This window comes from Herbaspirillum sp. 1173, from assembly GCF_031455335.1.
Lineage (GTDB): Bacteria > Pseudomonadota > Gammaproteobacteria > Burkholderiales > Burkholderiaceae_D > Herbaspirillum > Herbaspirillum huttiense.
Genome location: NZ_JAVDSP010000001.1, coordinates 598,671 through 622,339 on the forward strand (window position 1 = coordinate 598,671; position 23,669 = coordinate 622,339).

Consider the following 23,669-nt stretch of genomic DNA (forward strand, 5'->3'; position numbering starts at 1 on the left):
CACGATGTCCACCGAGAGCCCAGACCACTGGCTGCAGACCCTGCCGCTGGATGAACCGGTCGTCATCGATGGTGAGACGGTGTTTCTGCGGGTACGCCAGGAAGGTGCCGAGCTGGGCGTCTACCTCGGCGGCCGGCCCAGCGACAGTGCATTGGCCGAGGCCATGCGCGTGAGTTTCCAGAGCGCCAGAGAATTCGACGCAGGTCTGGCCTGGGAGCCGGAAGGCGGACTGGTGCTGTCGCGCTGGGTGGCCGGTGCAAGTGGCTGGCACGACCTGGCAGAGCCGCTGGAGCAGCTGCTCAACCAGCTGGCCTTGTGGCGCGTCGCCTTGTCCCGCGCCCCTGCCGGCCATGACAAGCGCACCAGGCGCGATGAAGAACGCTTCTACAAACTGTTGTCTCAGTCCGGGGGAATGAAATGAATAGCCGCGAGTGGATCAAATCGTGGGGCATGGGCATCTTGCTGGCGGCGTTGCTGCTGTGGGGGACGACACTGCATGCGGCCGTGCCGGCAGCATGGAAGGACAGCGGCTTTTCCATCAATGCCAACGGCATGACGCTCAATGGTGTGCTGGAGGATTTCTCCCGTACCTACGGGGTGCGGCTGTCGATGAGCGGCGAGGGCGACCGCCTGGTGAAAGGGCGGCTCAAAGCCGACAACGGTATCGAGTTTCTCAACCGGCTCGGTGCGACCTACAAGTTTCGCTGGTTCGTCTACAACAACACCCTCTACGTCGCCTCGGCCAGCGACAACACCTCCGAGCGGCTGGAGGTGGGCGAGGATGCCGTGCAGGACGCCAAGGCTGCGCTGGTCGGGCTGGGTCTGTATGACGAGCGTTTCGGCTGGGGCGAGCTGCCGGACGAGGGCGTGGTCATCGTCAGCGGCCCGCGCAGCTATGTCGATCTGGCCCGTAATGTGCTGCTGCCCGCCAGCGACAAAAAAGTGCCCCGCAAGGGGCGGCAGATCATGATGTTCCGCCTCAAGTACGCCACGGCGATGGATCGTGTCATCACCTCGCGCGGCAAGACCGAGACCATCCCCGGCATCAAGACCATCCTCAGCAACCTGCTGTTCGGTCCCAACAGTGGCGAGAAATTGAGCGGTTCTACGCCACGCTTCGATGCCGCCAGCAATAAACGATCGCGCCAGCCCAAAAATGAGCGCGCTGCCATCGGCGAGAGCACCGGTGAGGGGCTGGGGCCGCTGTTTTCTGCGCCCGTGGGCAATGGCAACAACCTGATGATGCCGGGAGGCGCGATGGACGGTGGTCGTAATGGCGGTGGTGCCGGTGACTCCGGACGCGCCAGCGAAGAGGAGGGACGTCCGCGCATCGAGGCCGATCCCAGCCTCAATGCCATCATGATCTACGACAACATCAACAAGCGCGACATGTATGCCTCGCTGATCGCCGAACTGGATGTCCAGCCGCAGCAGATCGAGATTGAGGCCCTCATCGTCGATATCGATCGCAGCAAGCTCTCCGACATGGGCGTGGAATGGGGCGTGCGCGCCGGCGCGGTCAACAGCACCATCAATGCCACTACCGCCGCCTCGGAAGGCATGAACCTGCCATTGCCCGGCGCCACGCTGCTCATCAGCAACGCCGCCCGCTTCTATGCGCGGCTCAAGGCCATGGAATCCAATGGCGATGCCCACGTCCTGGCCACGCCCACGGTACTGACCCTGGACAACGTGGCGGCCGTGCTCGACCTGAGCCGTAGCGCCTACGTGTCGCTGGTGGGTGAGCGCGTGGCCGACCTCGCCGACATCACCGCCGGGACCAAGCTGCGCGTGATCCCGCGCATCATCCATGATGGTGGACAGACGCGGGTGAGACTGGAGGTCGACATCGAAGATGGCTCCTTGGACAGCAACGACAGCGGCAACAGCGGCAATCCCAACAATACGGTATCGACCAGCGTCACCCGCTCGACCATCAGCACCCAGGCCATCATTGACTCGCAGCAGACCCTGATGATCGGCGGCTATCGCGCCGAGGCATTGAGCAAGAACAAGCAGAAGGTGCCGGTGCTGGGAGACCTGCCGGTGTTGGGCGGACTGTTCCGCAGTGAATCGCAGTCCACCAGCACCAAGGAACGTTTGTTCCTCATCACGCCGCGCATCACCGGCACCGACGGTCTGGATGTGTCCACGACCAGGGCATTGCGCGAAAAGTCGCCTGACCAATCGGCTGCGCCGGCCATTCCCGCCACTCCGGCCACTCCCGCTGCGCCAGGAACAATGCCGGGTGCGCCAGCCGCACCGATGCCGCCACTGCCTCCAGGCATCCCCGGCACCACGACCGGACCCGTGCTGCCGGTAGGACCGCCACCGCATGCCGCCGGTCCGAGCGATACGACAGAGGCCAGCGCGACGCCCGCCACCGCGGCGGCCACCACTGCATCCGATACCCCTGCCGCCCCGGTAAGCACTGCTGCTGCAGCTGGCCCTTTCAGCCCCATTGGCAATGGCTTGCGCCTGCCCACACGAACGCGGGTCCAGTGCAAGCGACCCGCCGGCGTCGGAATGATGTAGGTAATTACGTAATGGTGACAGCCTTGTTGCAGAAGAGGGCAACGGGTCTTGAGAACGATTTGATGAGGAAGCGAACGTTCGATCTTTTTAAGAAATGCCGGGGAGGATTCTAAGAAAATGCCGGTCATATTTTTTGAGAATCTCCGTCTTGAATCTTCTTTACTATCAACAAGAAATAAAACAAACAGAAGCCAGCAAGGCAAAGGTCGCTCAGCCAGTCTCGAGGAGAAATTGCGGACAGATGCCACTTTCTGTATCGCCGCAACACCCTGACAAGAGCATCGGGCGGTGAAGAAATCAACCAAATGACGCATAAGGGTTAGTCATGTATTCAGAACAAATTACTTACAAATGCATGAGCAGAGTACTAAGTATTTTCTCCTTTACGCTGGGCTGCACGCTGCTGGCCGGTAGCATGCAGCCTGCCCATGCGGAAACCTCCACCGAACATCTGTTCCCCGTGACGGGCCGGTTCGACCTGCTGGCGGGAGACGGCGGCTTCTCCGATGACTGCGATACCGCGACGGGGCTGGCCGCCGGCGACAATGGTGTGATCATGCTGGCCAAGCTGGATGGTCAGAAGACGCGGGCAACCGGGAAGGGCAAGAATGGCGGCGCCACCGCGCCTGCAGCGGATGTGGAGCAGCTGCCGGCAGCGCTGCCGCAGAGTCCGACGGCACCCGATGCGCAGGAGACCTGGGAAATCATCGTCTCTGATAAGACCCTCAATGCCGCCCTGGCACGCTGGGCCAGCAAGGCTGGCTGGCAACTGGTGTGGGAGCTGCCGGTGGACTACGCGGTCGAGACCCGTACCACTGTCCATGGCAGTTTCGAGGAAGCGGTCGGTGCCGTGACACGCGGCATGGAAAGTGCCGAGATCCCGATGAAAGCCATGTTCTATCAAGGTAACAAGGTCTTGCGTATCACGGCCAAGGGAGCGGAATGATGAAGGCAAAATACTGGGCGCTGGCACCGTTGGTCGTCGTCATGGGCGGATGCACCGCGCTGCACCAGATGGAAAACGATATCGATGCCACCACCGACAAGACCACAAGCCTGGTCAAGGAAGTCGGCCGCACCGCACCAGGCGCGGTGATGCCGTCCACGCCACTGGTGACCCACGATAGCGGAATCTGGTTGGGCAAGAACGTGGTCAAGCTGGGGCAACCGGCGCTGCCGCCCATCTTCTACGAACCCACCACCTTTGATCGCACCCTCTATTCGCTGAGCGAACTGGCCGAGCGCATCACCTTGCGCACGGGCATTCCCAGCCGGGTCACGGCCGATACCCAGGAAGTGGCCGGCATGGCATTTCGCAATCGCCCCGGCGCGGCCGGGTTCAATGCTACGCAGCCGCTGCCGCCTGGTTTGCCCGGCGAGAATGGCCCGGGGGCAGCACCCGGCGCGGCGGCCGGCAATGCCGCACGCCTGCCGCTGCCATCTGCACCGACGCCGCAATTGCTGTCCCTGCCAGGAGATGCGTCGACGGGCGTGCGGATTTCCTATGCCAATGGTTCGCTCAAGGGGCTGCTTGATACCGCCGCTGCGCGGTTCGGTGTCTCGTGGAAATACGTCGACGGGACAATTCAGTTCTTCCACACGGAGTCGCGCAACTTCCAGATCAATGCCATTCCGGGGGACTCCACCTTCACGGCCACCGTTACCAGCGGTGCCACTTCCACCGGCGGCGTCTCCGGAGGGGGCAGCAGTGGCGGGGGCAGCACGACTTCCAGTGGCAGCGCCGTATCGGCCAACAATTCCCAGAACACCGGGGTCGCTTCGAAGCTGTCGGTCTACAGTGGTATCGAGAATGCCATCAAGGTCATGCTCTCGCCCTATGGCAAGGTACTGGCCTCGCCTGCTACCGGGGCCATCACCGTCGTCGATACGCCGGATTCCCTGGACAAGATCGCCGCCTACATCGATGGCGAGAACAAGGCGCTGTCACGCCAGATCGCCATCAATGTCACGGTGCTGTCGGTGAGTCTGTCGCATTCCGACGAATACGGCATCAACTGGAGTGCGGTCTACAACAGCCTGAACCGGAACTTCGGCATCAGCAACAGCTTTACGCCAGCCTCGCCGGGCTCCGGCAATTTCACGGCCGGCATCGTCGGCTCCTCCAAGTTCTCCGGCACTACGGCGGTGATCAATGCCTTGTCCGAACAGGGCAAGGTGCGTCGTCAGACCACCGCCTCGGTCGTGACCCTGAACAACCAGCCGGTACCGGTGCAGGTGGCGCGCCAGACCAGTTACCTGCAATCTTCGCAGACGTCGATCGTGGCGCAGGTCGGTACCACCACCACGCTGATCCCGGGGGTAGTGACGGCCGGCTTCAACATGAGCATCCTGCCGCACGTGCTGACCAACGGCACGGTAATGCTGCAGTTCTCCACTGACATCTCCACCTTGCGCGGCATCCGGCAGATCGAAAGCAATGGCAGCCGTATCGAATCCCCTGAACTCGATACCCGCAATTTCCTGCAGCGTGTCGCCATGAAGTCCAACGAGACCCTCATCATCAGCGGCTTTGAACAGACCGATGACAACCTCGATTTCAAAGGGGTGGGCACGCCCAGGAATTTCCTCCTCGGTGGCGGCGTCAATGGCCAGAACAACAAGGAAATCATCGTTGTGCTGATCACGCCGGTGGCCATGGCCGCGATCTGAGGAACAGGACCCGAGCTATGGCGAGCTATGTCACCCAGATAGAAAAGCACCGCTTCGTCTGCGGGCTTTTCTGGCAGTCCCTGTCGCGTCCGCGCGAACTGAAGAAGGAGGCCATCGACCTCGGCCGCAAGATCGATTCCGATCTACTGGTCATCCGCATGGATCACTCCACCGCCCAAGCTGGTTTTGCGCATAGCCGGGAGGGCGGGCGTTGCGGGATGTTCTCGCTGGCGGCGATCGTCTCCAAGACGCTGGCCATCGAGGGTGCCTTTTACGATGGCGAGCAGCAGGCGGTCCACAACTGGCTGGGGGTGTTCATGCTCCCGGACGGGAAGTGGCTGTACCTGGCCGTGCGCGACGCCAACTTCCTGCCCAACGGCGACTTCGTGGGCGAGAAGGAGGAGGTGCTGGACCGGCTGCATTCCGACTATGCGCTAGGAGGATGGAATGTGGTCATCGGCGAGCCCGAGCTGGCCGATATGGGCTTCCACAATTTCAACGCCCGCACCATCGCCACCCTGATCCCGCGCAAGAAGGACGGCAGCATTCGCGTGCACAAGTGGTGGCGCCTGTATCAGATCGACGGCGTGCCGTCCTGGCTGCCCACTGTAGCGGGGGCTGCGGCCGCCCTGTTGGTGGCCGCGGGCGGATGGCTGGGCTGGCGCTATTACCAGCAAAAGCAGGCGGAACAAGAAAACGAGCAGGCCATCGCCCGTGCGCGCGAGCAGATCCAGCGCGAAGCCCAGGCCGCCGCGCATCCCTGGTCGCACATCCCGTTGCCGGCAGTGATGGTGAAGACCTGCATGCATCAGTTCGATCATCTGACCGCAGGCGGCTGGCAGCTTGAAAGCTACCTCTGCACACCGGAGCGACAGAGCTACAGCTGGCAGCGCGGCGATTCGACCATCGCCCTGCTGCGCGCCCAGGTGCCGGACGCCATAGTCGATGCCAGCGGCGACAAGGCCAGCTATGTCCACCCCCTGTCGATGGCAAGCGGTGACAACGATGTGCTGGGCGAGGCGCAGCCCACCCTGGAAGGGCTGATGTCGCGCTTCCAGGCCATCGGTTTGCCCATCAAGGTGAGCGCGGTCGCGCCGCTGAAGCTGCAGGCGCAGCAACAACCGCAACAACAGCAGTGGCAGCCGGGATGGCGCTCTTTTCTTTTTTCCATCAATGCCCATGGCATGGCACCGACCGACATCGCCGCCATGCTCAGCCGCCCGGGCGTCCGGGTCGAAAAACTTGTTTATCACGGGGCCGAGTGGTCCCTGGAGGGAACGATCTATGCAAAATAATCTGGCGCTGATCTGGGTCGCAGCCACCGCGCTGCATGTGATGTCAGCCTCGGCTGAAAACGTCTCCGAGAGCCTCACGCGGATCGAAGCGGAAACCCTTGTGTTGAAGGCCCGAGAACGACAGTTGGAGATCCAGTCCAACATCGTCACGCGACAGAATGAGATCGCCGTGAAGCAAAACATGACTGCTGCCATCACCCAGCGCGTGGTGGTGGGTGACCCGGTGATCCGCGCCATCGAAGGCGTGGGCAGCAAGATTTTCGCCACCCTGCAGCTCAGTGACGGCAGCATCGTCGATGTCCAGCAGGGAGATACCTTGTCCAATGGCATGAAAGTGGTCTCGGTGACGCCACGCGAGGTCGTGGTGATGTCCAAGTCCAATCAGCGTATCCGCCTGGGAACCTATGCACCGCAGAGCGCGGTCTTCAACGGCGCTTACGCGGGCACGGCAATGGGTATGCCTGCTGCGCCAGCCAGGAGTGCTGCGCGATGATCCAGCATGCCGAACGGCAGGAGGGGCAGGCAACGGGCAAGGGGCAGGCCACACTTGGACTCGATGATCTGCAGGCGCTCTGTGGACTGGGCCTGCTCAGCAATGCCGGCAGCTTGGAGGCGCGACCGGAAGAGAAGAAACTGCTCTGCCTGCTGGGTGATGGCCGGCTGCTGGTGGCGGCCGGTCAGGCATTCAATCCGCATGTGCTGTCCTACCGCGGGCGGCTGGAGCGCATGGGCCATCCCTTCAGGGAAGTGCAGGCCAGCATCGAGCTGATCCGTCGCATCAACAGCAATGGCTTGCCGATCCAGGCCGAGCGCAATCAGGAACACTCGATGATGCAGGTCACGGCCAAGGAGATGCTCAACAAGGCCTGCCGGGTGCGGGCCTCGGACATCCATCTGCGGGTGCGGAAGAATTGTACGGAGATCTATTTCCGCATTCACAACGATCTGTTGCCAGTGGGGGGACAGACCCGCGAGTACGGTGAGCGCCTGTTGGCGACCTTGTATGGTGCCATGACGTCGGTGTCGGACAGCTCCTACAAACCGACCGAACGCCAGGATGCCAGCATCGCCGACCGTGACAAGCTGCCCCCGGAACTGTATGGGGTGCGCATCGCCACGGTGCCGACCAACGAGGGCAGCGTGATGGTACTGCGGTTGTTGTACAACGATGTGGGCGAGAACCTGGACCTGCGCTCGCTGGGCTTCTCCGACCAGCATGTGAGCGACCTGCAGCGTCTGAAGGAGCAGCCCATCGGCATGAACATCATCAGCGGGCCCACAGGCTCGGGCAAGTCGACCACGCTGCAGCGTGTGCTCTGCGGGCAGATTCTGGAAAGCGAGGGGAAACTGCACGTACTGACCATCGAAGATCCGGTCGAATATCCGATCGAAGGCGCGGTCCAGACCACGGTGACCAATGCCCACACCGAAGAGGAACGCTCGCGCCTGTTCTCGGCGGCGATCTCCAATGCCATGCGGCTCGATCCGGACACCATCATGATCGGCGAGATCCGCGACCGGGCTTCAGCCCAGAATGCCTTGCGTGCCTCGATGACAGGCCACCAGATCTGGACCACCCTGCATGCCAACAGTGCCATGGCCATTGTGGACCGTCTCGTCGATCTGGGCTTGCAGCAGAGCCTGGTGCTTGACCACACCGTCATCACCGGCCTGATCAGCCAGCGCCTGGTCAAGCAGCTGTGCCCGCATTGCAGGCAGCCACTGCTGGCGCACCTGGATCGGGTGCCGGCGGCCTTGTTGGCGCGCTTGCGCAAGGTGATCCCGGATCGTCTGCAGGACGTCTTTCTCTGCGGCCCGGGATGCGAAGTCTGCTCGCATCGCGGCACGATCGGACGGACTGTCGTTGCCGAGGTCATCGTGCCGGACGAGATTTTTTTCCGCCATCTGCGGATGGGCGAGAAATGTCAGGCGTGGCGCCACTGGAAGCAATCCCTGGGCGGCCGGAGCATCGCCGATCATGCACTCGAAAAGGTCGTGGCCGGTCTGATCGATCCGGCCATGGCGGAAAAGGTGGTCGGATATTTCCAGGAAGCGGCGGTGACCGCCGCACCTCACCTGCACGTAGTGGAGGCCGACGGTGCTGCGTGATCTCAATCGCTGGTGGGCGCGGACCCAATTCACGGCCACGGTCAGGTTGAGCCTGTACCGCAAGATCGCCAAGATGCTCTCGCATGGACTGCCCTTGCTCAAGATCCTGGAAGAGTTGCGCGACCGCGCCTCCGAGCACGGCAAGAAGCCGGGTGAGCCGCTGGCCATCGTCCTGGATGACTGTCGGCGCATGGTGCAGAACGGGCGTCTGCTGGCCGAGGGTCTGGAATGGTGGGTGCCGCGCTCGGAGCAGATGATCATCATGGCCGGCGAACAGTCCGGCAAGCTGGAGCACACGCTCATGGCGGTGGTGAACGTGGTGCAGGCAGGTAAGAAGATCAAGGGGGTGATTCTCGGCGGACTGGCCTATCCCTTATCGGTGCTGGCGCTGGTGATCGTCTACATCTACCTGTTCGGAACCCGGGTTATCCCCGAGTTCACCCGCATGATCGATCCCTCCGGCTGGCATGGTGCGGCCCGGTCGCTGTACCTGATGTCGCTGTGGGTACAGCAGTGGATGGCTTATGCCGTGCTGGGCTTGCTGGTACTGCTGGTCGCCCTGGCGCTGTCGATGAGTCGCTGGACCGGTTCGCTGCGCATCCTGGTGGACCGGCTGCCGCCTTATTCCATCTATCGCCTGATGGTCGGATGCGGATTCCTTACCGCATTCTCGGCCTTGCAGTCGGCCGGCGTGACGGTGGAGAAGTCGCTGCTGCGCCTGTCGGCGATGGCACAACCCTGGTTGCGCGAACGACTGGACGGTGCCTTGCTGGGGGTGCGTTCGGGCCTGAATTGCGGCGAGGCACTGCGCAATGCGGGGTATCAGTTCCCGTCCAAGGAAGTCATCGATGACTTGTGTGTCTATGCGGAATACAAAGGATTTGCAGAAGCGCTCAGGCTTCTGGCAGATGAATGGATGGAGCAGGGCGTGGAGGCCATCTCACTGAGGATGAAGGTATTGAACGGTTTTTCCATCATTACCCTGGCCTTGGTGATTGGCTGGCTCGTGACCGGATTTTTCGGCATCCAGCAGGAAATTGCAGCACTAACCCGAAGTGTCCATTGAACTACCAGACAAGGAAGCATGATGAAGTGCAAATACATCCATAGCAAAAAAGACCATCTGGCCATCCGTTCAGACAGCCTGCTGGCGCGACAGCAAGGGGCGTCGCTGCTGGAAGGCATTGCCTACCTGGGCATTGCGGCCATTGTGGTGCTGGGCGCGGTCTCACTGCTCACCGGTGCCTTCGGTAGCGCCAAGGCCAACCAGATGACCGAAGAGGTCGTGGCCATCCGAACCGCCGTCAGAAAGCTCTATATCGGCCAGAGCTATCCGACCTCCTCGCTGGTGCCCAGCCTGCTGCTGGCCAATGCCATCCCCAATACCCTGGCACGGCCGACCAATACCACCCTGAGCAACAGCTGGGGTGGGGCCGTGACCATCGTTGGAACCAGCACCGGCTTTACCATCACCTACAACGCAGTACCGCAGGATGTGTGCGTGAGCATGATCAGCGGTGCCAGCGGCTGGACGCAGATCGACCAGGGCGGCAACAATCCGATCACCACCTTCCCGGCAACGGTGAGCAATGCCAATTCGTTGTGCACGGTGAATTCGGCAGCCGGCAATTCGATCACCTTTACCGCCTCCTGAAAGCCGCTGCTGCCCCTGCCGCCAGCGAGGCGGTGGGTGCGACCACCGGGCTGATGCAGGAACGCGCATCAACCGGTGGCAATGATGTCGACTAAGGAAAGGACAGAGCGATGTGGGGCCTCATCGTGGCATTGGCAATGATCGCGGCGGGTGGCTTTTATTGCAGCACCAGCAGTCAGCAACTGGCCGTGGTCCAGTCCAATCGCGTCCGCGAAACGGCAGCGGAGATGGCCCTGTACCGCCAGGCCGTCATCGATTATTTCAGTGCCAACGACCTGCGCGGCACAAGCGTCTCCATCGAGACCCTCAAGAGCGCGCACGCCTTGCCGAGCTGGTCGCTGCTCTATCAGCAAAGTGACCGGCTGATCTGGAGCAACTACCGTGACCAGGACGGAATCATCTATGTCTACGGGACGTCGCTGCCTCCATTCAACATTCTCGCCGATCTCACGCAGCTCTCCGGCAATTCCCTGCTGGTCGGCGTCTACCGGAGCGGCAAGAGCACACTGCAGTCGGGGCTCTTCGGCGACACCGGCATTCCCGTCACCGCGTTGGCCGGCAGAGCCGTTCCGGATGGTTCTCCGCTGTGGATCGCGATGACCCAATGAGGCAAGCGGGTCGCAAGCCTTGCGACTGATTTTCCGTTTTCCAGTTGTTGCCGCTGTTCGTGCAGCCCGGCCTGCGCTTTTTTTTTCGGAGCCGATCCCATGCCTCATCCCTCCTCACGTATCCATCCGCAGCGCGGTTTCGCCATTATTGAAGTGCTCGGCGCACTGGTCATCGGTTCGATGATCCTGTTGGGTCTGGCGCATCTGATCGACGACTCCATCGATGATCTCAAGGGCACGCAGACAGCCTACTATCAGTCGCAGATCAGCGCGGCAGCGGCGAAATATCTCAGTATCAACAACCAGGCCTTGCAAAGCGCCACCCCCACCGCCAGCACGGTAGTGGCTATCGGCCTGGCCGATCTGAAAGCCGCCAAGCTGGTTGCCAGCGGGATGGCCTCCAGCAATCCTTACGGGCAGATCCCCTGCGTCCTGGTGCGCCAGCCGGATCCGACGGGTCATCCCGGGCAGTTCGATGCCCTGGTGATCACCAGCGGAGGCAACAAGATTCCCGATCGCGAGATCGCCGCCGTCTCCATGAATGCCGGCCTCGGCAGCGGCTACATTACGGCCGCCAATCCCGGCGTAGCGCGAGGTGCCTCGTGGAGCATGGCGACCGACGCCTATCGTTCGGTGGCCTGCAGCGGTGCCCCGGCATTGAGCGGCGGGGCCGCCGATGGTGGCCATCTGGTGTCGAGCGTCTTTTACGATGGGCCGGGACAACTCTCCACGGATTTTCTGTACCGTAGCGCAGTGCCGGGGCGACCCGAACTCAACCGCATGAATACGCCGGTGCGGTTTGCGTCAACGGCACTGGCGCAAAGCGGCACGTCCTGCCTGAATGCGGCCGGCGTGGCGGAGGCGGGCATTGCCATCGACAGCGCCACGCGCAACCTGATCACTTGCGCCAGCAATGGTCGCTGGTCGAGCTCATCCCAATGGCGCGAGCCGGTGGCCAGTTGGGCGGCTCTGCCCAGTTCAGGAAATCAGGCCGGCGATGTGCGCATGGTCACCGGGCTGAGCCGTGCATTTACCTATGATGGTGCCAAGTGGGTGGCACTGGCGGTGGACCAGCAGGGCAACATGACCGTACCCGGCACCCTCGATGCCAGCAAGCTGGCCGCCAGCCAGTCCGTCAGCTCCGGGGGAACCATCAGCGCCAATGGCGACATTAATAGCCAAGGCAACGTCGGAGCCGGCAACGATATGAGCGCAGGTCGCAACATGAGCGTTGGCATCAACCTCGCGGTCGGCAAGAACATCAACGTCGACAACATCTACGCCCAGGGCAACGTCAACTCGAAGGGTGGCATGCATTCGCCGCGTATCCAGTTGTACGACTCCGCGAATCCTCATGATCCCTGCAACTACAACGCAATTGACGACGATGGCAATCCCTTCATCAAGTTTCCGATCGGCACGATGCTGATGGACCAGAACGCCACGCCCCTCATCTGCTACCAGGACAAGACTTTTAGATATGCCAATGGTACTTACTCACCCTGATCAGCGCGCTGCGGCCAGTGCGCTCCTCGCGCAGCGTCGCTGGCGCAACCTGTTGGCCGGCACGCTGCTGGCGTCAAGCTGCGGCCTGGCGCACGCCTGCTGGGAGCAGGTGGCCAACTGGTACGGCGTGAACGTGCATCTGCTGTATGCGATCGCCAAAACCGAATCCAATCTCAATCCTCTGGCGAGGAACCAGAACAAGAACGGCTCTTACGACATCGGGCTGATGCAGATCAACAGCACCTGGCTGCCCACGCTGAAGAAGTACGGAATCGACGAGTCCCGCCTGAAGGATCCCTGTGTCAATCTGCAGGTCGGCGCATGGATTCTCTCCCAGAACATGCAGCGAATGGGGCCGACCTGGGAGGCGGTCGGCGCCTACAACGCCAGAAATCCCAAACTGAGAATCGAATATGCGCGGCGGGTCTATCGAAATATCCCGACCGAAGCGCTGGTTCAGGCGGGAAGGTAGTCGTCCGGGTCTGCGGTGTGCTGACCGGACGCCGCCTCCTTGCATAATTCCAACCGATATCCCTGGTTGTAGGCGGTGCGGATCATGACCACCGGCCGGTCGGGGTCGATCTGCAGCTTTTTGCGCAGCTTGTAGACGTGCTGTTCGATGGTGCGGCCGGCGATGTCACTGTCGGTGCTCCAGATCACGGCACCGATGGTCTCGCGCGAGATGTAGACCCCGGGGGAGGAAAAGAACAGCCACGCCATGCTGAATTCGCGCGGGGTCAGGTTGATCGGCGTTCCCTGATAGCTGAACCGGGTGGATTCCCGGTTCAGGGAAAATCCCGCATATTCAATCGTGCGCCGGCTCGCGGCCGGTGCCGAGCGCCGGATGAGGGCGTTCACACGCGCAGTAAACTCAATGACTTCGAAAGGACGGACCAGAAAGTCGTCAGCCCCGCTGTCCAGGGTCAGCGCAGCCAGCTCGGCGCTCCGGGTGGGCGACAAGACCAGGGTCGGGGTGCGGTCGCCGCTCCGGTAGTTCAGCCAGGAAAAAATGTTATCGTCACTGCCGGGGGCCTCGGTGATATCGATGATGATCAGGCTGAATCCCCTGCGCCGCAGCGAGCGCAAGAGATCAGTCTCCGTCGTGAAATGCACTGGCTCGAGGCCAGCTCGCATTAGTGCTTCCTTCACTTGGACATATACAGACGGGTTACGTAGATAGCATGCTATTTTCATTTCGCGATTCAAGCTGTGTTATGCCATCTCTACGTCGATGGATATTCCAGATTTCGGTTGTCAAAACGTTGAGAATTCTTGAACATCTCGTCATTCAACGGAAGGTATACTTTAATTATTAATATAGAGCAATTTCATCCGATCCCTGGGGCTCTGCAATGGTTTCCTCCCTGGTGGTTCAATGCCAAAACTGGACAGGCAAGGCAATAGTGTTTCTCCGGTTGCTCAATAATTCATGATCATCCAGGTGACCGAATGGCAAACAATTCCTCCTTTGCGCGAGATATGCGGCAAGAACTTCTCCTGCTGCTCAATAACCAAAAGACGTTCTCCGATATCCATATCGAGCAGGACGAGCCGCTGATGCTGAAGACGCCCCGTGGCTGGCAGTCTTGCGGCGACTCTCCGGTGACGCTCGAAGAGATGCAACCTCTGCTCAACGCAATCGACGAGGATTGGGAAGACAAGATCATCGACAAGGCAATCGATTCTCCGTTCATTCTTGATCGCTGGCGTCTGCGCTGCAATGTGTTCCGCATGGCACGTGGCACACGGGTGGCGATTTCGATCCGCCGCTTCCCGCTTGAGCCGATGGCACTGGAAAGCACCGGATTGCCGCCTTACATCAAGACCATCCTGGATGTCACCAAGGGCCTCATCCTCATCACCGGACCAACCGGGGCGGGCAAGACAACCACCATGGCCTCCATGCTGGAGTACATCAACGCCACCCGTCACGCGCATATCGTCACGATCGAAGAGCCCATCGAATACGAACTTCAACGCAAGCAATCCATCATCTCTCAAAAAGAGGTGCCCACCGATACCGCGAGTTTTTCCAGCGGTCTGCGCGAAGCCCTGCGTCAAAAACCCGACGTATTGATGGTCGGAGAAATTCGCGACTTCGAGACCGCCGACACGGTCCTGCATGCCGGTGAGTCAGGGCACCTCGTGCTGGCCACACTGCATACCAGCAGTGCGGTGCGCGCCATTACCAAACTTCTCAGTTTCTTTCCGCCCGATCAACGCACTCAGCGGGCGGCGTCGCTGGCGGATTCGCTGATCGGCGTCATCTTCCAGAGCCTGCTGCCTTCCGAGGATGGCGAACAACACGTGATGGCCAGCGAGATGGTGTTCAACAACAACCAGCAGATCGCGCCCTTCATCACGGATCCGGAAAAGCTGCCGCTCATCGGCGACTTCATGAAGCGCAAGGAAGATAATATGTCCCGCACGCTCAACGATGTCCTGATCCAGTTGATCGCCAAGAAGCGGATCAATCCGCGCGATGCCTTGCGCATTGCCTATAACCGCATCGAACTGCACGAGATGCTGACCAGCAAGCGCTGAAGGCCGACCATGACGGACGGGGGCGCGCCCTCGTCCGCATCCTGCCGGCAGCACAACGGCGGCGCAATGCCGTAGCATTTGCACGCACGAAGTACGCGCAACGCGTCACCGGGCTTTCTCCTGTCTTACTCTCTGAAACTGCCGGTTTATACCAAGTTCCCCGGAAGCAGGTTCTATCGGGCAGCTCTTTTTTCTATTTCTCTCATGGCACCCATGGCGCTCACGCGAGACCATCGGCCGCGCTACGCCCCTGTCACCCGGTGATCTAACCCGGCAGATCGCGATGAACATGCCGTGATGAGTGGAACTGTGATCACGGCAATGGTGACCCATGACTGTGCACGGAGTCGCTCGCTATCGACATTGTTAACGGACGAAGCTGACATCTGTGTGACATGCATAGAACCCATTTCATCAATAGGCGTGAGATGCCTATTGATGAAATGGGTTCTAGAACAACAGCGGACCAAGTCCGTGGTCAACTTCGAAAGACCTCAATGAAAGAAACTGACTTTGGCACACTGGTGGCCGATATCTCCCGGCTTGCCAACATCCAGCCACCGGAGGGAGTGGCCGGGCATGCCCACCTGGAAATCGATGGCATCAACTTCACCCTGATGGATGGTGCGGCCATGGAGGAGGGCAGCCTCGCCTACTTTTGCGACTTCGGCCCCATCCCCGACAACGCCGACCGCGCCGATATCCTGCAGCGCCTGCTGGAATGCAATCTGCTGATGTTCGGCGTGGGCACGCCGACTTTCTCGGTCAACTTTGAGACCGGCCACGCCATGCTGATGGGACGCGCCGAACTGGCGCAGATCGATGCCCGCAAACTGGTCAATGCCTTCGTCCACTATGCCGCCGAAGCAAGGCAATGGCAGCAGAACCACTTCCTGGAAAGTGCCACGCGCACCAGATCCAAGACTCAACACCGGCTCTTCAGCGCGGCTTAAGCCAGCGCACCAGCCCCGATTTCGGAACATATCATGCACATCACAACGGGAATTACCGAGGCCGGCCCCCTGTCGCCGACTCGCGAAACAGGATCGACATCACCCCCTGCCGGGCCGGTGCCGTCCATCAGCATCAGCCTGACACCGCCCCCGGCCAGCTTGCGGGAAATCGTTCAGCAACAGGCGCCGGCAGTGCAGGAACTGGATGTCCTGCCACTGGCTTCGGCAGCCGACACCGCGCGCGCCGGTGATATCGAACTGCGGCAGATCCTGGACAACTACCTGCAGGTCAAGAATCGACCGGTCAATCCCGAGCAGGCACTTGCATTCGTAAGGGAACAGCAAACGCAGCTGGCCAGACCGCAAGCACAGCAGGACTGGACCCGCGCTCAGGAACTCTATCTGCAGATGCAGCACATCACGCCGGAGGAATTCAAGGCAGTGGCGGGTGGCGTCTTCAAGGGAGGCTGGATCGGTTCGGGTACGGTGTACGCAATGAGCAGCCAGTTGGGCAATTTTCTTTCGGTGCTGCCGTCCATTTACACCGCTTCGGTCCCGCGCGACGAACTCAGAAATCATCCGGTCCACTATGCGCTGGTCAACCTGTGCATGCAGCTGGGCTTTTCACTGATTACGCCGATGATCAATGCGGCCATTCAGATTCCCATGGTGGCGCGCCAGGAGCTGATGCGCGCCAAGGGGCAGCCGGCACGCTCGAAGGAAATGCGGGCGCCCCTCTATCCCGAGACCCGGCAGCAGCTCATCAACGTCACGCGCCAGATGGAGTTGTGTTCCAAGCACATGGAAGCACATAGCGAGGCACTGGCCGCGTTGGAGAAAGGTTCGCCGGCGTGGAATGCGCGGATCGAGCAAATGCAGCGGCACGGTGAGGAGGCGATTGGCCTGATGCAGCGGCACACGCAGTTGCAGAAAGAATTCCAGGTGCGCAAGGACGTCACCGAACTCAACTACGTCAGCCAGTATTACCTCGCATGGAATCGTGTGCTGCGCGTGGCGGGCACGCTGGCCGGGCAGATCAGCGGTACGGCCACGGGCAATTCGCACCTGTCGGCCTATATTCAGATCGGCACGGCCGTATTGACCATGGGCCTGCAACAATTCTGGGCCGGGCCCAAGGGACAGTTGGCCAAGCAAAGCGATACCCTGCTGGCCACCTTGCGTTCAACCCGCTTGATCCGGCCCGAGCAGCAGACGCAACTGGAGCAGGGCCGACTGAGCGTGGAAGAACTCTCGACGGAACACCTTGACCTCAGCGATGTTCCGCGCCAATGGACCCGCGGCGAGGCGGTCGCCTTGGGTCAATTCAAGGAGTACCTGTCTCTGCAGATCCAGTATCTGGAGCAGCAGATGGCCGACATGCTCGGCATGAATCCGCATGAGTGGCGCACCCTGGCTGCCACCAGCGCGGACCCCGAGGCAGGCGAGGTCAGGGCGCTGGCCGTCCATGAGCGCAAGCTCGACAGTATGGAAGGTGCGCGGCAGCGCTATGCGGCCCTGGGTGAAGAACTGGCACAGGTGAAGGCGGACAAGGAGCATGTCCAGGCAGACCGCTGGCTGGATGTCTCGCCGGAGAATCGCGCGATCCTCTTGCGCAGCGTCGACGGCAAGCACGACTGGGAGACCGCCCTGCGTACGGCATGGGTGCGCATGCGTCTGCCCTCGGACTTCATTCCGCAGGTGGCGCAGCGGGTGGGTGCCCAGTTCCAGATGGTGTTCGCCGGCAGCAACATGCCACTGGTGGTCTCGGCCTTGATACGCATGATCCAGGCGGAGTCCACCGAGGCGCATCGCCGGGCCGTACATATGCTGGCCCAGGCCCCGTCTCCGCTCAACAGCCTGGCTCCCGCACTGGCGGCCACCCCCACAGTGGCGGCCGCAGCCGCACCGGTGATCAGCAACGGTGGCCGCTATGCCATCGCCTCGGTCATGTCCCTGATCGGCGTGGCCGGTGCCTTCTCCAGCGGTGCACTGGTCAACGACAAGATCACCCAGCGCAGCGAGATGCGCGACGATGCCAAGCGCGGCGAAACGCCTCGTGTCGGTTTCCAGCCGGGTCTCACTGTCCGCGCATTGAAGGCGATTGGCCGTTCCATGTTCGCTTTGCCCACGGCTGTCGTGAAGCGGACGATGATCGAATACAGCGCGCGCAGCGCCCGACATACGCAGGCGCAATTGCAGCAGCGCATCGACAGCGCAAACAAATTCGCCGCGGGTAACGGCTGATCCGCAAAGTCTTTGATACGTTCTATGAAAACCGCTTCCACCTCTTTTCACTTGCCTACGCTTTCTGAATTGCCGCCGCTGGCCGGTGCAATTGCTCCGTCTGACGGCACCGTTCAGCCCCGGCTGGCGGCCGACGACGAAGATGAGCGTGGCCACTCGCAACGCATCATCTCCGACCGCCGCGCAGCCGCGGTCTTGCTGGCGCAGGTGCGCAGAACCGCTTCGGCACCCTTGCCGCAAGGACGCGCCGCGCCACCGTCCGAGGAGATCGCCGACAGCGAGCTCGATCACGTCAGCCTCATCGACAGCCAGGCACCGCCTGCCGACGGCGATACGACGGTCTCCCCGGCGCTGCTGCAGCTTGCGCGGCGCGGTGAGCTGCTGCTGCAATACCAACATGCCATCGATCGTCGGTTGGACCTGGACCATGCGGTGGCTGCGATCAAATTGCGGCGAGCCGCCGAAATCTATTTTCCCAAGAGAAATCTTGCAAAATTCCTGCCACGCCTGCCAAAGTCCGACCAAGACCGCCAGACACTGCAGCGGCTGTATCACCAGCCGATTGACGATCTGCTCGCCGAACTGCGCTGCCATCCCGAAAATTATTCCCGTACGCTGCTCACTGACGTGGCCACCGCGCACATGATGGAGGCGCTCAATATCGATGTCGCCAACTATCTGCGTGGCATCAGGGCTGCCGGACGTTATGAGGGACTGCACAGTGTTGCCGGGCGTGTGGTCAGTACTGCCGCCGCACTGATCAGCCTGGGTGTATCGGAGTTGCCGTGCAGCGGTGAAGCGCTCAAGGTGCTGGCGGAGGTGTTCAAGATACTGGCCCATGAACTCCCGCCCAACCTGATCAATCCGTTCGTCACGGGTCGGTTGCGCACGTACACCGATATCAAGGAATCGTTCAAGCGCGCCGGCGGACAGCCGGTGGTCAGGCCGGAGATCGACAAGAGCCCGGACATGGGGCAGATCCTGCACAGGGCCGCCGCCCGTCGCCAGGCGCTGGAACAGGCGATCACGCAGTTCGAGCGAGTGGTCGATGGTGACGATCAATCCGCTGCACTGGCCGGCCTGGTCGCGGCCTTCATGGACTTGCACGAGCTGATCGACCGTACCTACCGGCGGCGCATCGGTCTCAATCGCACCCAGACCTACAGCAAGGCCTGGGGCATGGCCGTCAACGGCATCGGCGTGAGCGGCGCAGTGATCACGGCCACCGTGCCGGTGGCCGGCCAGATTGCCGGTCCGGCCATCCTTGGCGCGACCATTCCCTTGCAATGGGCGGCCGGTTATCTGGATGAGCAGCGCAACCGTCACCGTTACAACCTGCGCGCCAATGTGAAATGGGGAGATTTCCTGCTGCCGCATGCCGCAAAGCGACACTTCTCGGAACTCACTGCAGCGGACGTGAATGAAGCCGCTTTGCGCCAATCTTTCATCACCCAGCCGGAGATCCGCGTGGCGGCTATCCGAGAGGTGTACGAAGATGCGTTCGCCACGCTGGTCAAGGAACAACTGGAGCTTGAACGCGAGATTGCCGCAGGCGGCAGCCGGCAACGACCGCTGGCGGTGCTGCAGCGACGCAGCGCCGAACTGGCCGAGGAAATCGCCATCGCCACCCGCGAGATCGACGACTTCGAATCGTTCGACATGGAGCACTGGCACCGGCTCCCCGCAGACGGTCTGATCGGCCGTTGCCTGGACGATCTGTCCTACCTCGAAAAGCGCAATCGCCGCGCACGCCTGCGTAAGCCGGGCGAGTCCGCCCAGATCATCCAGCGCTACGTGCAGGCTTTCCAAGGGGGAATCTCGACCGCCACCAGCATGCCGATCATCGACACCCTCACCAACATCGACAGCCTGCATGTCCCTGGCGATAGCCACCAGCTGCAACCTGCTCCGCTGGCCGGGGCGGTCACGGTGGGGATCACCGGGGGAGCCGCCTTCACGGCTGCGACCGGCGAGGTGCGGGTGACCAAAGCCGACAACAAGCGCATCCTTTCCGGGCCACCGCCCTCGGCCCTCGACAACCCGCCGCTGGATGATCCGCGCTGGTCCCTGCAAACCTCCACGCGCAGCGTGGACCTGCGCGGCACCCTGGCTTACCGGCGCTTTACCTATACCCGTCGCGACGAACTGAGGCTCTTGGGGCGCGCCGTAGGACATGGCCTCACCAGCGGACCGGTCGGTTTGTACAACATGGCACGGGCGCGCGGGTGGCCGCAAGCCGAGGTGGCGCAGTCGCGCCGCATGTTGCGCCGCGCACTGGACGCACTGGCGAGAGTGGGCTTGCCCAAACTGCCGCCGCCGGGCGTACGCGCCGACACGATCTCGGCGATGCGAGACGAACTGTACGACTATCCCGCCATCCGTTCACTGCTTGAGCGGCCGCAGGCAGGGTAGTCCAGCCTGGCCTGAACGCTCAATACTGCAGCGCCAGGGAGCGCTTGACCAGCTTGCCGGACGCGTCCTCCAGTACCGGGGTCTCGGGACTCCCCTCAAGCTTGAAGATGCTGATGAGGTCCGCCAGACTGCGGGCCTCATCCTTCATGGCGGTCGCTGCTGCCATGGCTTGTTCCACCAGGGCCGCATTCTTCTGCGTCACGTCGTCGATCAGGTTGATGGCGTCGCTGACTTCGGCGATGCCACTTGCCTGATCCTGGCCGGAGGAACTGATATCGCCAATGATGGCGGCGACGCTCTCCACGCTCACGACGATGCCGTGGATGGTCTTGCCGGCTTCCTGTACCAGCGCGGTGCCTGCGTTGACCTTGAGCACCGAATCGGTAATCAATTCCTTGATCTCCCTGGCCGCGGCCGCCGAACGCTGCGCCAGGCTGCGCACTTCCGTGGCCACCACGGCGAAGCCACGCCCCTGTTCACCGGCACGGGCGGCCTCGACTGCCGCATTGAGTGCCAGGATATTGGTCTGGAAGGCGATGCCATCGATCACACCGATGATGCTGGAGATCTTCTGGGATGAAGCATTGATGGTTTCCATGGTCCGTATCATCCGCGCTACCGCGTCACCACCGGCCGAGGCCGCACTGGAAGCGATGGCGGTGGTCTGGTCGGCACGCCGGGCGTGCTCGGCGTTGCGTTTGACGGTGGTGGCGATCTGTTCCATGGCGGCTGCGGTCTCTTCCACCGAGGACGCCTGCTGCTCGGTCCGTACCGAGAGGTCCTGGCTGCCGGTGGCAATTTCGGCCGAGGCGATGGCAATGCCGTGGATGCTGATGCGCAGCTTGCTGATGAGCTCGCGCAGATTGAGCGTCATCGAACGTAGCGATTGCATCAACTGGCCAACCTCGTCCCGCGCGTCCACTTGAAGGTTGGCCGTCAGATCGCCGCGGGCGACCCGGTCCGCGACACCGACCGCCTCGGTCAGCGGGCCGATGATGGAGCGCGCCAGCAGGTGCACCACGATGGCCGCCAGCACGATGGCAAGCCCCTCCAGAATCAACAGCAGCCGACGGCTCTGCTTTGCCGTCTGTTCAATATCGAGATTGGTGCGATCGATCTGCTGGCGCTGGACATTGAGAAAGGCTTGCATGAGCTGCTGGAATTCTTTGGCCACCAGCACGTATTCATTTTCCAGTGTCTTGAGCGCCAGCTCGGCCTGGCCGGCCGCCTTCAACTGATTGACCCGATCCCGCGCGGCCAGATAGCGCTTGCGCTGCACACCGATCTTCTCAAACAGCGCGCGTTCTTCATCGGTGTCGAGCAGGCTGCCGATATGTTCTTGCAGATCCCCCGATTTCTTGGGCCCTTCGGTAGCGAGAAAAGCCGTCAGTGAGGTATCGCTGCTTTTGGCGATGGCGGTGGTGCGCATGATCCCGGATTCGATGGCCCGATACCAGTCGCTGCTGAGCCGCTCCTTCATCAAGGGTTTCTTCATCATGGCCGAGGAGGCGTCGCTCAGTGTCTGCAGATTCCACAACGCGACCCCGGTGGTCATACAGGACAACACCAGAACCAGCCCAAGACCCAGGCCAAGTCGCCTGGCTATCTTCAGATGAGTGAACATGACCGCCCCTTTTCAAGAAAACCTTACGCCGTATCAAAAAAGTAGAGTATCGCGGATGGTAACACCGTATTGATGAGTGAGACATAAAAAATTCAATGTATGGCACGCAGCGCTGCCACATTGCGCGACTGCGCCCGCCATTCATGAACGTCGGCGTCGCGCTTCAGAGCAAAAAAGAGAATGAAATCGGGGCAAAAGCGGGCAGGGTGATGCAGAGCGTTGGCGAGCGATGAAAGGCGCGGCGGCGCCTCCCTGCAAAGCAGGGGATGGCGACACGCAAACACGGATTCGCAGGCAGCCGCCCGCACGGGCATCCGCGTGTCAGGTATTTGTCAGCTTGTCTGGCGTTCTTCGATCAGGCACTTGACTAGCTGCGTCCGGTTGCTGACGTTGAGCTTCTTGAAGATCTTGGAAATATGGGTGCGTACCGTCGAGAATTCGATGTGCAATTCACGTGCGATCGCCTTGTCGGAAAGCCCGCAGCAGATGTAGCGGGCCAGGTCGCGTTCGCGCTCGGACAGCCGGGATACGACGGCGGGGTCGACTTCAGCCGCTGCCAAGGCTGCCGCACGCGGTTTGGTCCGCTGCAGGGCGTGGGTGAACGATGGCTGGATCAATGCCAGCAACTGCAGCGCCGCCGGACTGAAGTTTTCTTTCCGCGCGCCGCGCCAGATGCGGATGTCACCGATATTGCGGGTGCCATCGTAGGCAAACATGTTGATGCCGAAGCACAAGCCGTCCCGCGCCAGGAAGTCATTGAAGAATTCGGTGCGTTGCAGATGCTCCATCGGCATCACCTGCGTGACCAGGGTCGGTACGCTCAGGCGCTGAAGCTTGTGGGTGATGGGATCACGATACTGATAGTAGTGCTCGTAGTTGGCCAGATTGGCCGGATCCATATTGACCGACACCCGGTCACTGAAACACTGCCGGTCGTCATCCCAGGTGTAGGACGCGAAGTAATCCGCTTCCAGCAGCCGGAGCAGCGGCAGGGAAAGGAATTCCCGAACTTCATGGTTGGAGCGGCAGCCATTGAGCCCCCACATGATGTGCTCAAGCAACCGCAATTTATCGGCCGAAATGTACACGCGTCGCGCCCTCCTCAACACACATCCGTCGTCCCTTGCTCGTCCCGGATCACGCACCAAAAAGCATCGCGCCCGCACCTGATCGTGCCGCCATGCACCCGTGGATGCTGCATTCGGATGCAGATATCTTCGCCACAGGTAGCACGCAGGCAAGCGACCTGCCATCAAGCAAGATGCATTCCACGCCTGCCTTCCAGCCGGCGCGCGATCACATCATCGAAGAACAAGGGACTGCAGGGTACGCAGTGACAGGGAGTCAATCCTGTCGCCGCGCGGTCTCCATACTTTATAAATTATTTAAATCGTTTTGATTGCCGGTTCCGGCGCCTGCGGTCTCACGAGCCACGCTCGCGAGCCAGATTCGCAGCGCGACCATGCTACCGATTTTGCCGTCACGACGCAATGCTGCCGATGTTGCGCGCCGGCC

Annotated in this window: 19 protein-coding genes; 16 read left to right on the forward strand and 3 right to left on the reverse strand. The window is 61.4% G+C overall.

The annotated features are described in order from the left end of the window. The first annotated feature begins 4 nt into the window (after positions 1 to 4). From J2X56_RS02775 to J2X56_RS02830, 12 genes are all read left to right on the forward strand, one after another. Complete coding sequence (locus J2X56_RS02775) at positions 5 to 421, forward strand: hypothetical protein (protein ID WP_209568876.1); 417 nt, start codon at positions 5 to 7, stop codon at positions 419 to 421. Further along, positions 418 to 2,535 carry a type III secretion system outer membrane ring subunit SctC gene (gene sctC, locus J2X56_RS02780; RefSeq protein ID WP_209568874.1) on the forward strand — a complete coding sequence of 706 codons (2,118 nt, stop codon included), beginning with the start codon at positions 418 to 420 and terminating at the stop codon, positions 2,533 to 2,535. The genes J2X56_RS02775 and sctC overlap by 4 nt, the downstream gene beginning before the upstream one ends. A 355-nt stretch (positions 2,536 to 2,890) precedes the next feature. Continuing rightward, on the forward strand, positions 2,891 to 3,481 hold the full coding sequence (locus J2X56_RS02785; protein WP_310158081.1) for a toxin co-regulated pilus biosynthesis Q family protein: 591 nt from the start codon (positions 2,891 to 2,893) through the stop codon (positions 3,479 to 3,481). Beyond that, positions 3,481 to 5,205, forward strand: a complete 1,725-nt coding sequence (locus tag J2X56_RS02790; RefSeq protein WP_209569173.1) for a PilN family type IVB pilus formation outer membrane protein — start codon at positions 3,481 to 3,483, stop codon at positions 5,203 to 5,205. The genes J2X56_RS02785 and J2X56_RS02790 overlap by 1 nt, the downstream gene beginning before the upstream one ends. Positions 5,206 to 5,222: 17 nt before the next feature. Continuing rightward, positions 5,223 to 6,500 (forward strand): type 4b pilus protein PilO2, encoded by a 1,278-nt coding sequence (gene pilO2, locus J2X56_RS02795; protein ID WP_310158084.1) that lies wholly within the window; start codon positions 5,223 to 5,225, stop codon positions 6,498 to 6,500. Continuing rightward, complete coding sequence (gene pilP / locus J2X56_RS02800) at positions 6,490 to 6,993, forward strand: type IV pilus biogenesis protein PilP (protein ID WP_310158086.1); 504 nt, start codon at positions 6,490 to 6,492, stop codon at positions 6,991 to 6,993. Before pilO2 ends, pilP begins: the two co-directional genes overlap by 11 nt. After that, a complete protein-coding gene (locus J2X56_RS02805; protein WP_209568868.1) occupies positions 6,990 to 8,609 on the forward strand; it encodes a GspE/PulE family protein in 1,620 nt (539 codons plus the stop codon). Before pilP ends, J2X56_RS02805 begins: the two co-directional genes overlap by 4 nt. After that, positions 8,599 to 9,675, forward strand: coding sequence for a type II secretion system F family protein (locus J2X56_RS02810; RefSeq protein ID WP_209568866.1), 1,077 nt, complete (start codon positions 8,599 to 8,601; stop codon positions 9,673 to 9,675). Before J2X56_RS02805 ends, J2X56_RS02810 begins: the two co-directional genes overlap by 11 nt. 21 nt (positions 9,676 to 9,696) lie before the next feature. Next, positions 9,697 to 10,263 (forward strand): type 4 pilus major pilin, encoded by a 567-nt coding sequence (locus J2X56_RS02815; protein WP_209569171.1) that lies wholly within the window; start codon positions 9,697 to 9,699, stop codon positions 10,261 to 10,263. A gap of 110 nt (positions 10,264 to 10,373) precedes the next feature. After that, positions 10,374 to 10,871, forward strand: a complete 498-nt coding sequence (gene pilM / locus J2X56_RS02820) for a type IV pilus biogenesis protein PilM (RefSeq protein ID WP_209569169.1) — start codon at positions 10,374 to 10,376, stop codon at positions 10,869 to 10,871. Between the two features lie 99 nt (positions 10,872 to 10,970). After that, positions 10,971 to 12,377 (forward strand): shufflon system plasmid conjugative transfer pilus tip adhesin PilV, encoded by a 1,407-nt coding sequence (gene pilV, locus J2X56_RS02825; protein WP_209568864.1) that lies wholly within the window; start codon positions 10,971 to 10,973, stop codon positions 12,375 to 12,377. Beyond that, complete coding sequence (locus J2X56_RS02830) at positions 12,358 to 12,849, forward strand: lytic transglycosylase domain-containing protein (protein ID WP_209568861.1); 492 nt, start codon at positions 12,358 to 12,360, stop codon at positions 12,847 to 12,849. Before pilV ends, J2X56_RS02830 begins: the two co-directional genes overlap by 20 nt. Here the strand turns inward: J2X56_RS02830 and J2X56_RS02835 are convergent. After that, positions 12,834 to 13,511, reverse strand: coding sequence for a response regulator transcription factor (locus J2X56_RS02835; protein ID WP_245201960.1), 678 nt, complete (start codon positions 13,509 to 13,511; stop codon positions 12,834 to 12,836). The genes J2X56_RS02830 and J2X56_RS02835 overlap by 16 nt on opposite strands. 315 nt (positions 13,512 to 13,826) lie before the next feature. Here J2X56_RS02835 and J2X56_RS02840 point away from each other — a divergent pair, with 315 nt between their 5' ends. The 4 genes from J2X56_RS02840 (at position 13,827) to J2X56_RS02855 (ending at position 20,530) form a co-directional block, all read left to right on the forward strand. Beyond that, on the forward strand, positions 13,827 to 14,921 hold the full coding sequence (locus tag J2X56_RS02840) for a type IV pilus twitching motility protein PilT (protein ID WP_209568859.1): 1,095 nt from the start codon (positions 13,827 to 13,829) through the stop codon (positions 14,919 to 14,921). A 497-nt stretch (positions 14,922 to 15,418) separates the two neighbouring features. Further along, positions 15,419 to 15,874 (forward strand): CesT family type III secretion system chaperone, encoded by a 456-nt coding sequence (locus tag J2X56_RS02845; RefSeq protein ID WP_209568857.1) that lies wholly within the window; start codon positions 15,419 to 15,421, stop codon positions 15,872 to 15,874. Positions 15,875 to 15,907: 33 nt separating this feature from the next. After that, a complete protein-coding gene (locus J2X56_RS02850) occupies positions 15,908 to 18,118 on the forward strand; it encodes a hypothetical protein (protein WP_310158093.1) in 2,211 nt (736 codons plus the stop codon). 24 nt (positions 18,119 to 18,142) lie between these two features. After that, positions 18,143 to 20,530, forward strand: a complete 2,388-nt coding sequence (locus J2X56_RS02855; protein ID WP_310158095.1) for a hypothetical protein — start codon at positions 18,143 to 18,145, stop codon at positions 20,528 to 20,530. A 19-nt stretch (positions 20,531 to 20,549) separates the two neighbouring features. On the opposite strand, the gene J2X56_RS02860 is transcribed toward J2X56_RS02855, so the two are convergent. Next, positions 20,550 to 22,154, reverse strand: coding sequence for a methyl-accepting chemotaxis protein (locus J2X56_RS02860; RefSeq protein WP_310158097.1), 1,605 nt, complete (start codon positions 22,152 to 22,154; stop codon positions 20,550 to 20,552). 332 nt (positions 22,155 to 22,486) lie between these two features. Then, entirely contained in the window at positions 22,487 to 23,407 is a 921-nt protein-coding gene (locus tag J2X56_RS02865; protein WP_209570739.1) for a response regulator transcription factor, read from the reverse strand. Positions 23,408 to 23,669 lie beyond the last annotated feature (262 nt).

Excerpts from the sequence above, each read along its gene's own strand:
- J2X56_RS02785 (WP_310158081.1), top strand. The coding sequence starts at position 2,891 with ATGAGCAGAGTACTAAGTATTTTCTCCTTTACGCTGGGCTGCACGCTG.
- J2X56_RS02865 (WP_209570739.1), bottom strand. The coding sequence starts at position 23,407 with ATGGCAGGTCGCTTGCCTGCGTGCTACCTGTGGCGAAGATATCTGCAT.
- J2X56_RS02855 (WP_310158095.1), top strand. The coding sequence starts at position 18,143 with ATGAAAACCGCTTCCACCTCTTTTCACTTGCCTACGCTTTCTGAATTG.
- pilP (WP_310158086.1), top strand. The coding sequence starts at position 6,490 with ATGCAAAATAATCTGGCGCTGATCTGGGTCGCAGCCACCGCGCTGCAT.
- J2X56_RS02845 (WP_209568857.1), top strand. The coding sequence starts at position 15,419 with ATGAAAGAAACTGACTTTGGCACACTGGTGGCCGATATCTCCCGGCTT.
- J2X56_RS02805 (WP_209568868.1), top strand. The coding sequence starts at position 6,990 with ATGATCCAGCATGCCGAACGGCAGGAGGGGCAGGCAACGGGCAAGGGG.
- J2X56_RS02775 (WP_209568876.1), top strand. The coding sequence starts at position 5 with ATGTCCACCGAGAGCCCAGACCACTGGCTGCAGACCCTGCCGCTGGAT.
- J2X56_RS02835 (WP_245201960.1), bottom strand. The coding sequence starts at position 13,511 with ATGCGAGCTGGCCTCGAGCCAGTGCATTTCACGACGGAGACTGATCTC.
- J2X56_RS02850 (WP_310158093.1), top strand. The coding sequence starts at position 15,908 with ATGCACATCACAACGGGAATTACCGAGGCCGGCCCCCTGTCGCCGACT.
- J2X56_RS02790 (WP_209569173.1), top strand. The coding sequence starts at position 3,481 with ATGAAGGCAAAATACTGGGCGCTGGCACCGTTGGTCGTCGTCATGGGC.
- pilV (WP_209568864.1), top strand. The coding sequence starts at position 10,971 with ATGCCTCATCCCTCCTCACGTATCCATCCGCAGCGCGGTTTCGCCATT.
- J2X56_RS02840 (WP_209568859.1), top strand. The coding sequence starts at position 13,827 with ATGGCAAACAATTCCTCCTTTGCGCGAGATATGCGGCAAGAACTTCTC.
- J2X56_RS02815 (WP_209569171.1), top strand. The coding sequence starts at position 9,697 with ATGAAGTGCAAATACATCCATAGCAAAAAAGACCATCTGGCCATCCGT.
- sctC (WP_209568874.1), top strand. The coding sequence starts at position 418 with ATGAATAGCCGCGAGTGGATCAAATCGTGGGGCATGGGCATCTTGCTG.
- J2X56_RS02830 (WP_209568861.1), top strand. The coding sequence starts at position 12,358 with ATGGTACTTACTCACCCTGATCAGCGCGCTGCGGCCAGTGCGCTCCTC.
- pilM (WP_209569169.1), top strand. The coding sequence starts at position 10,374 with ATGTGGGGCCTCATCGTGGCATTGGCAATGATCGCGGCGGGTGGCTTT.
- J2X56_RS02860 (WP_310158097.1), bottom strand. The coding sequence starts at position 22,154 with ATGTTCACTCATCTGAAGATAGCCAGGCGACTTGGCCTGGGTCTTGGG.
- pilO2 (WP_310158084.1), top strand. The coding sequence starts at position 5,223 with ATGGCGAGCTATGTCACCCAGATAGAAAAGCACCGCTTCGTCTGCGGG.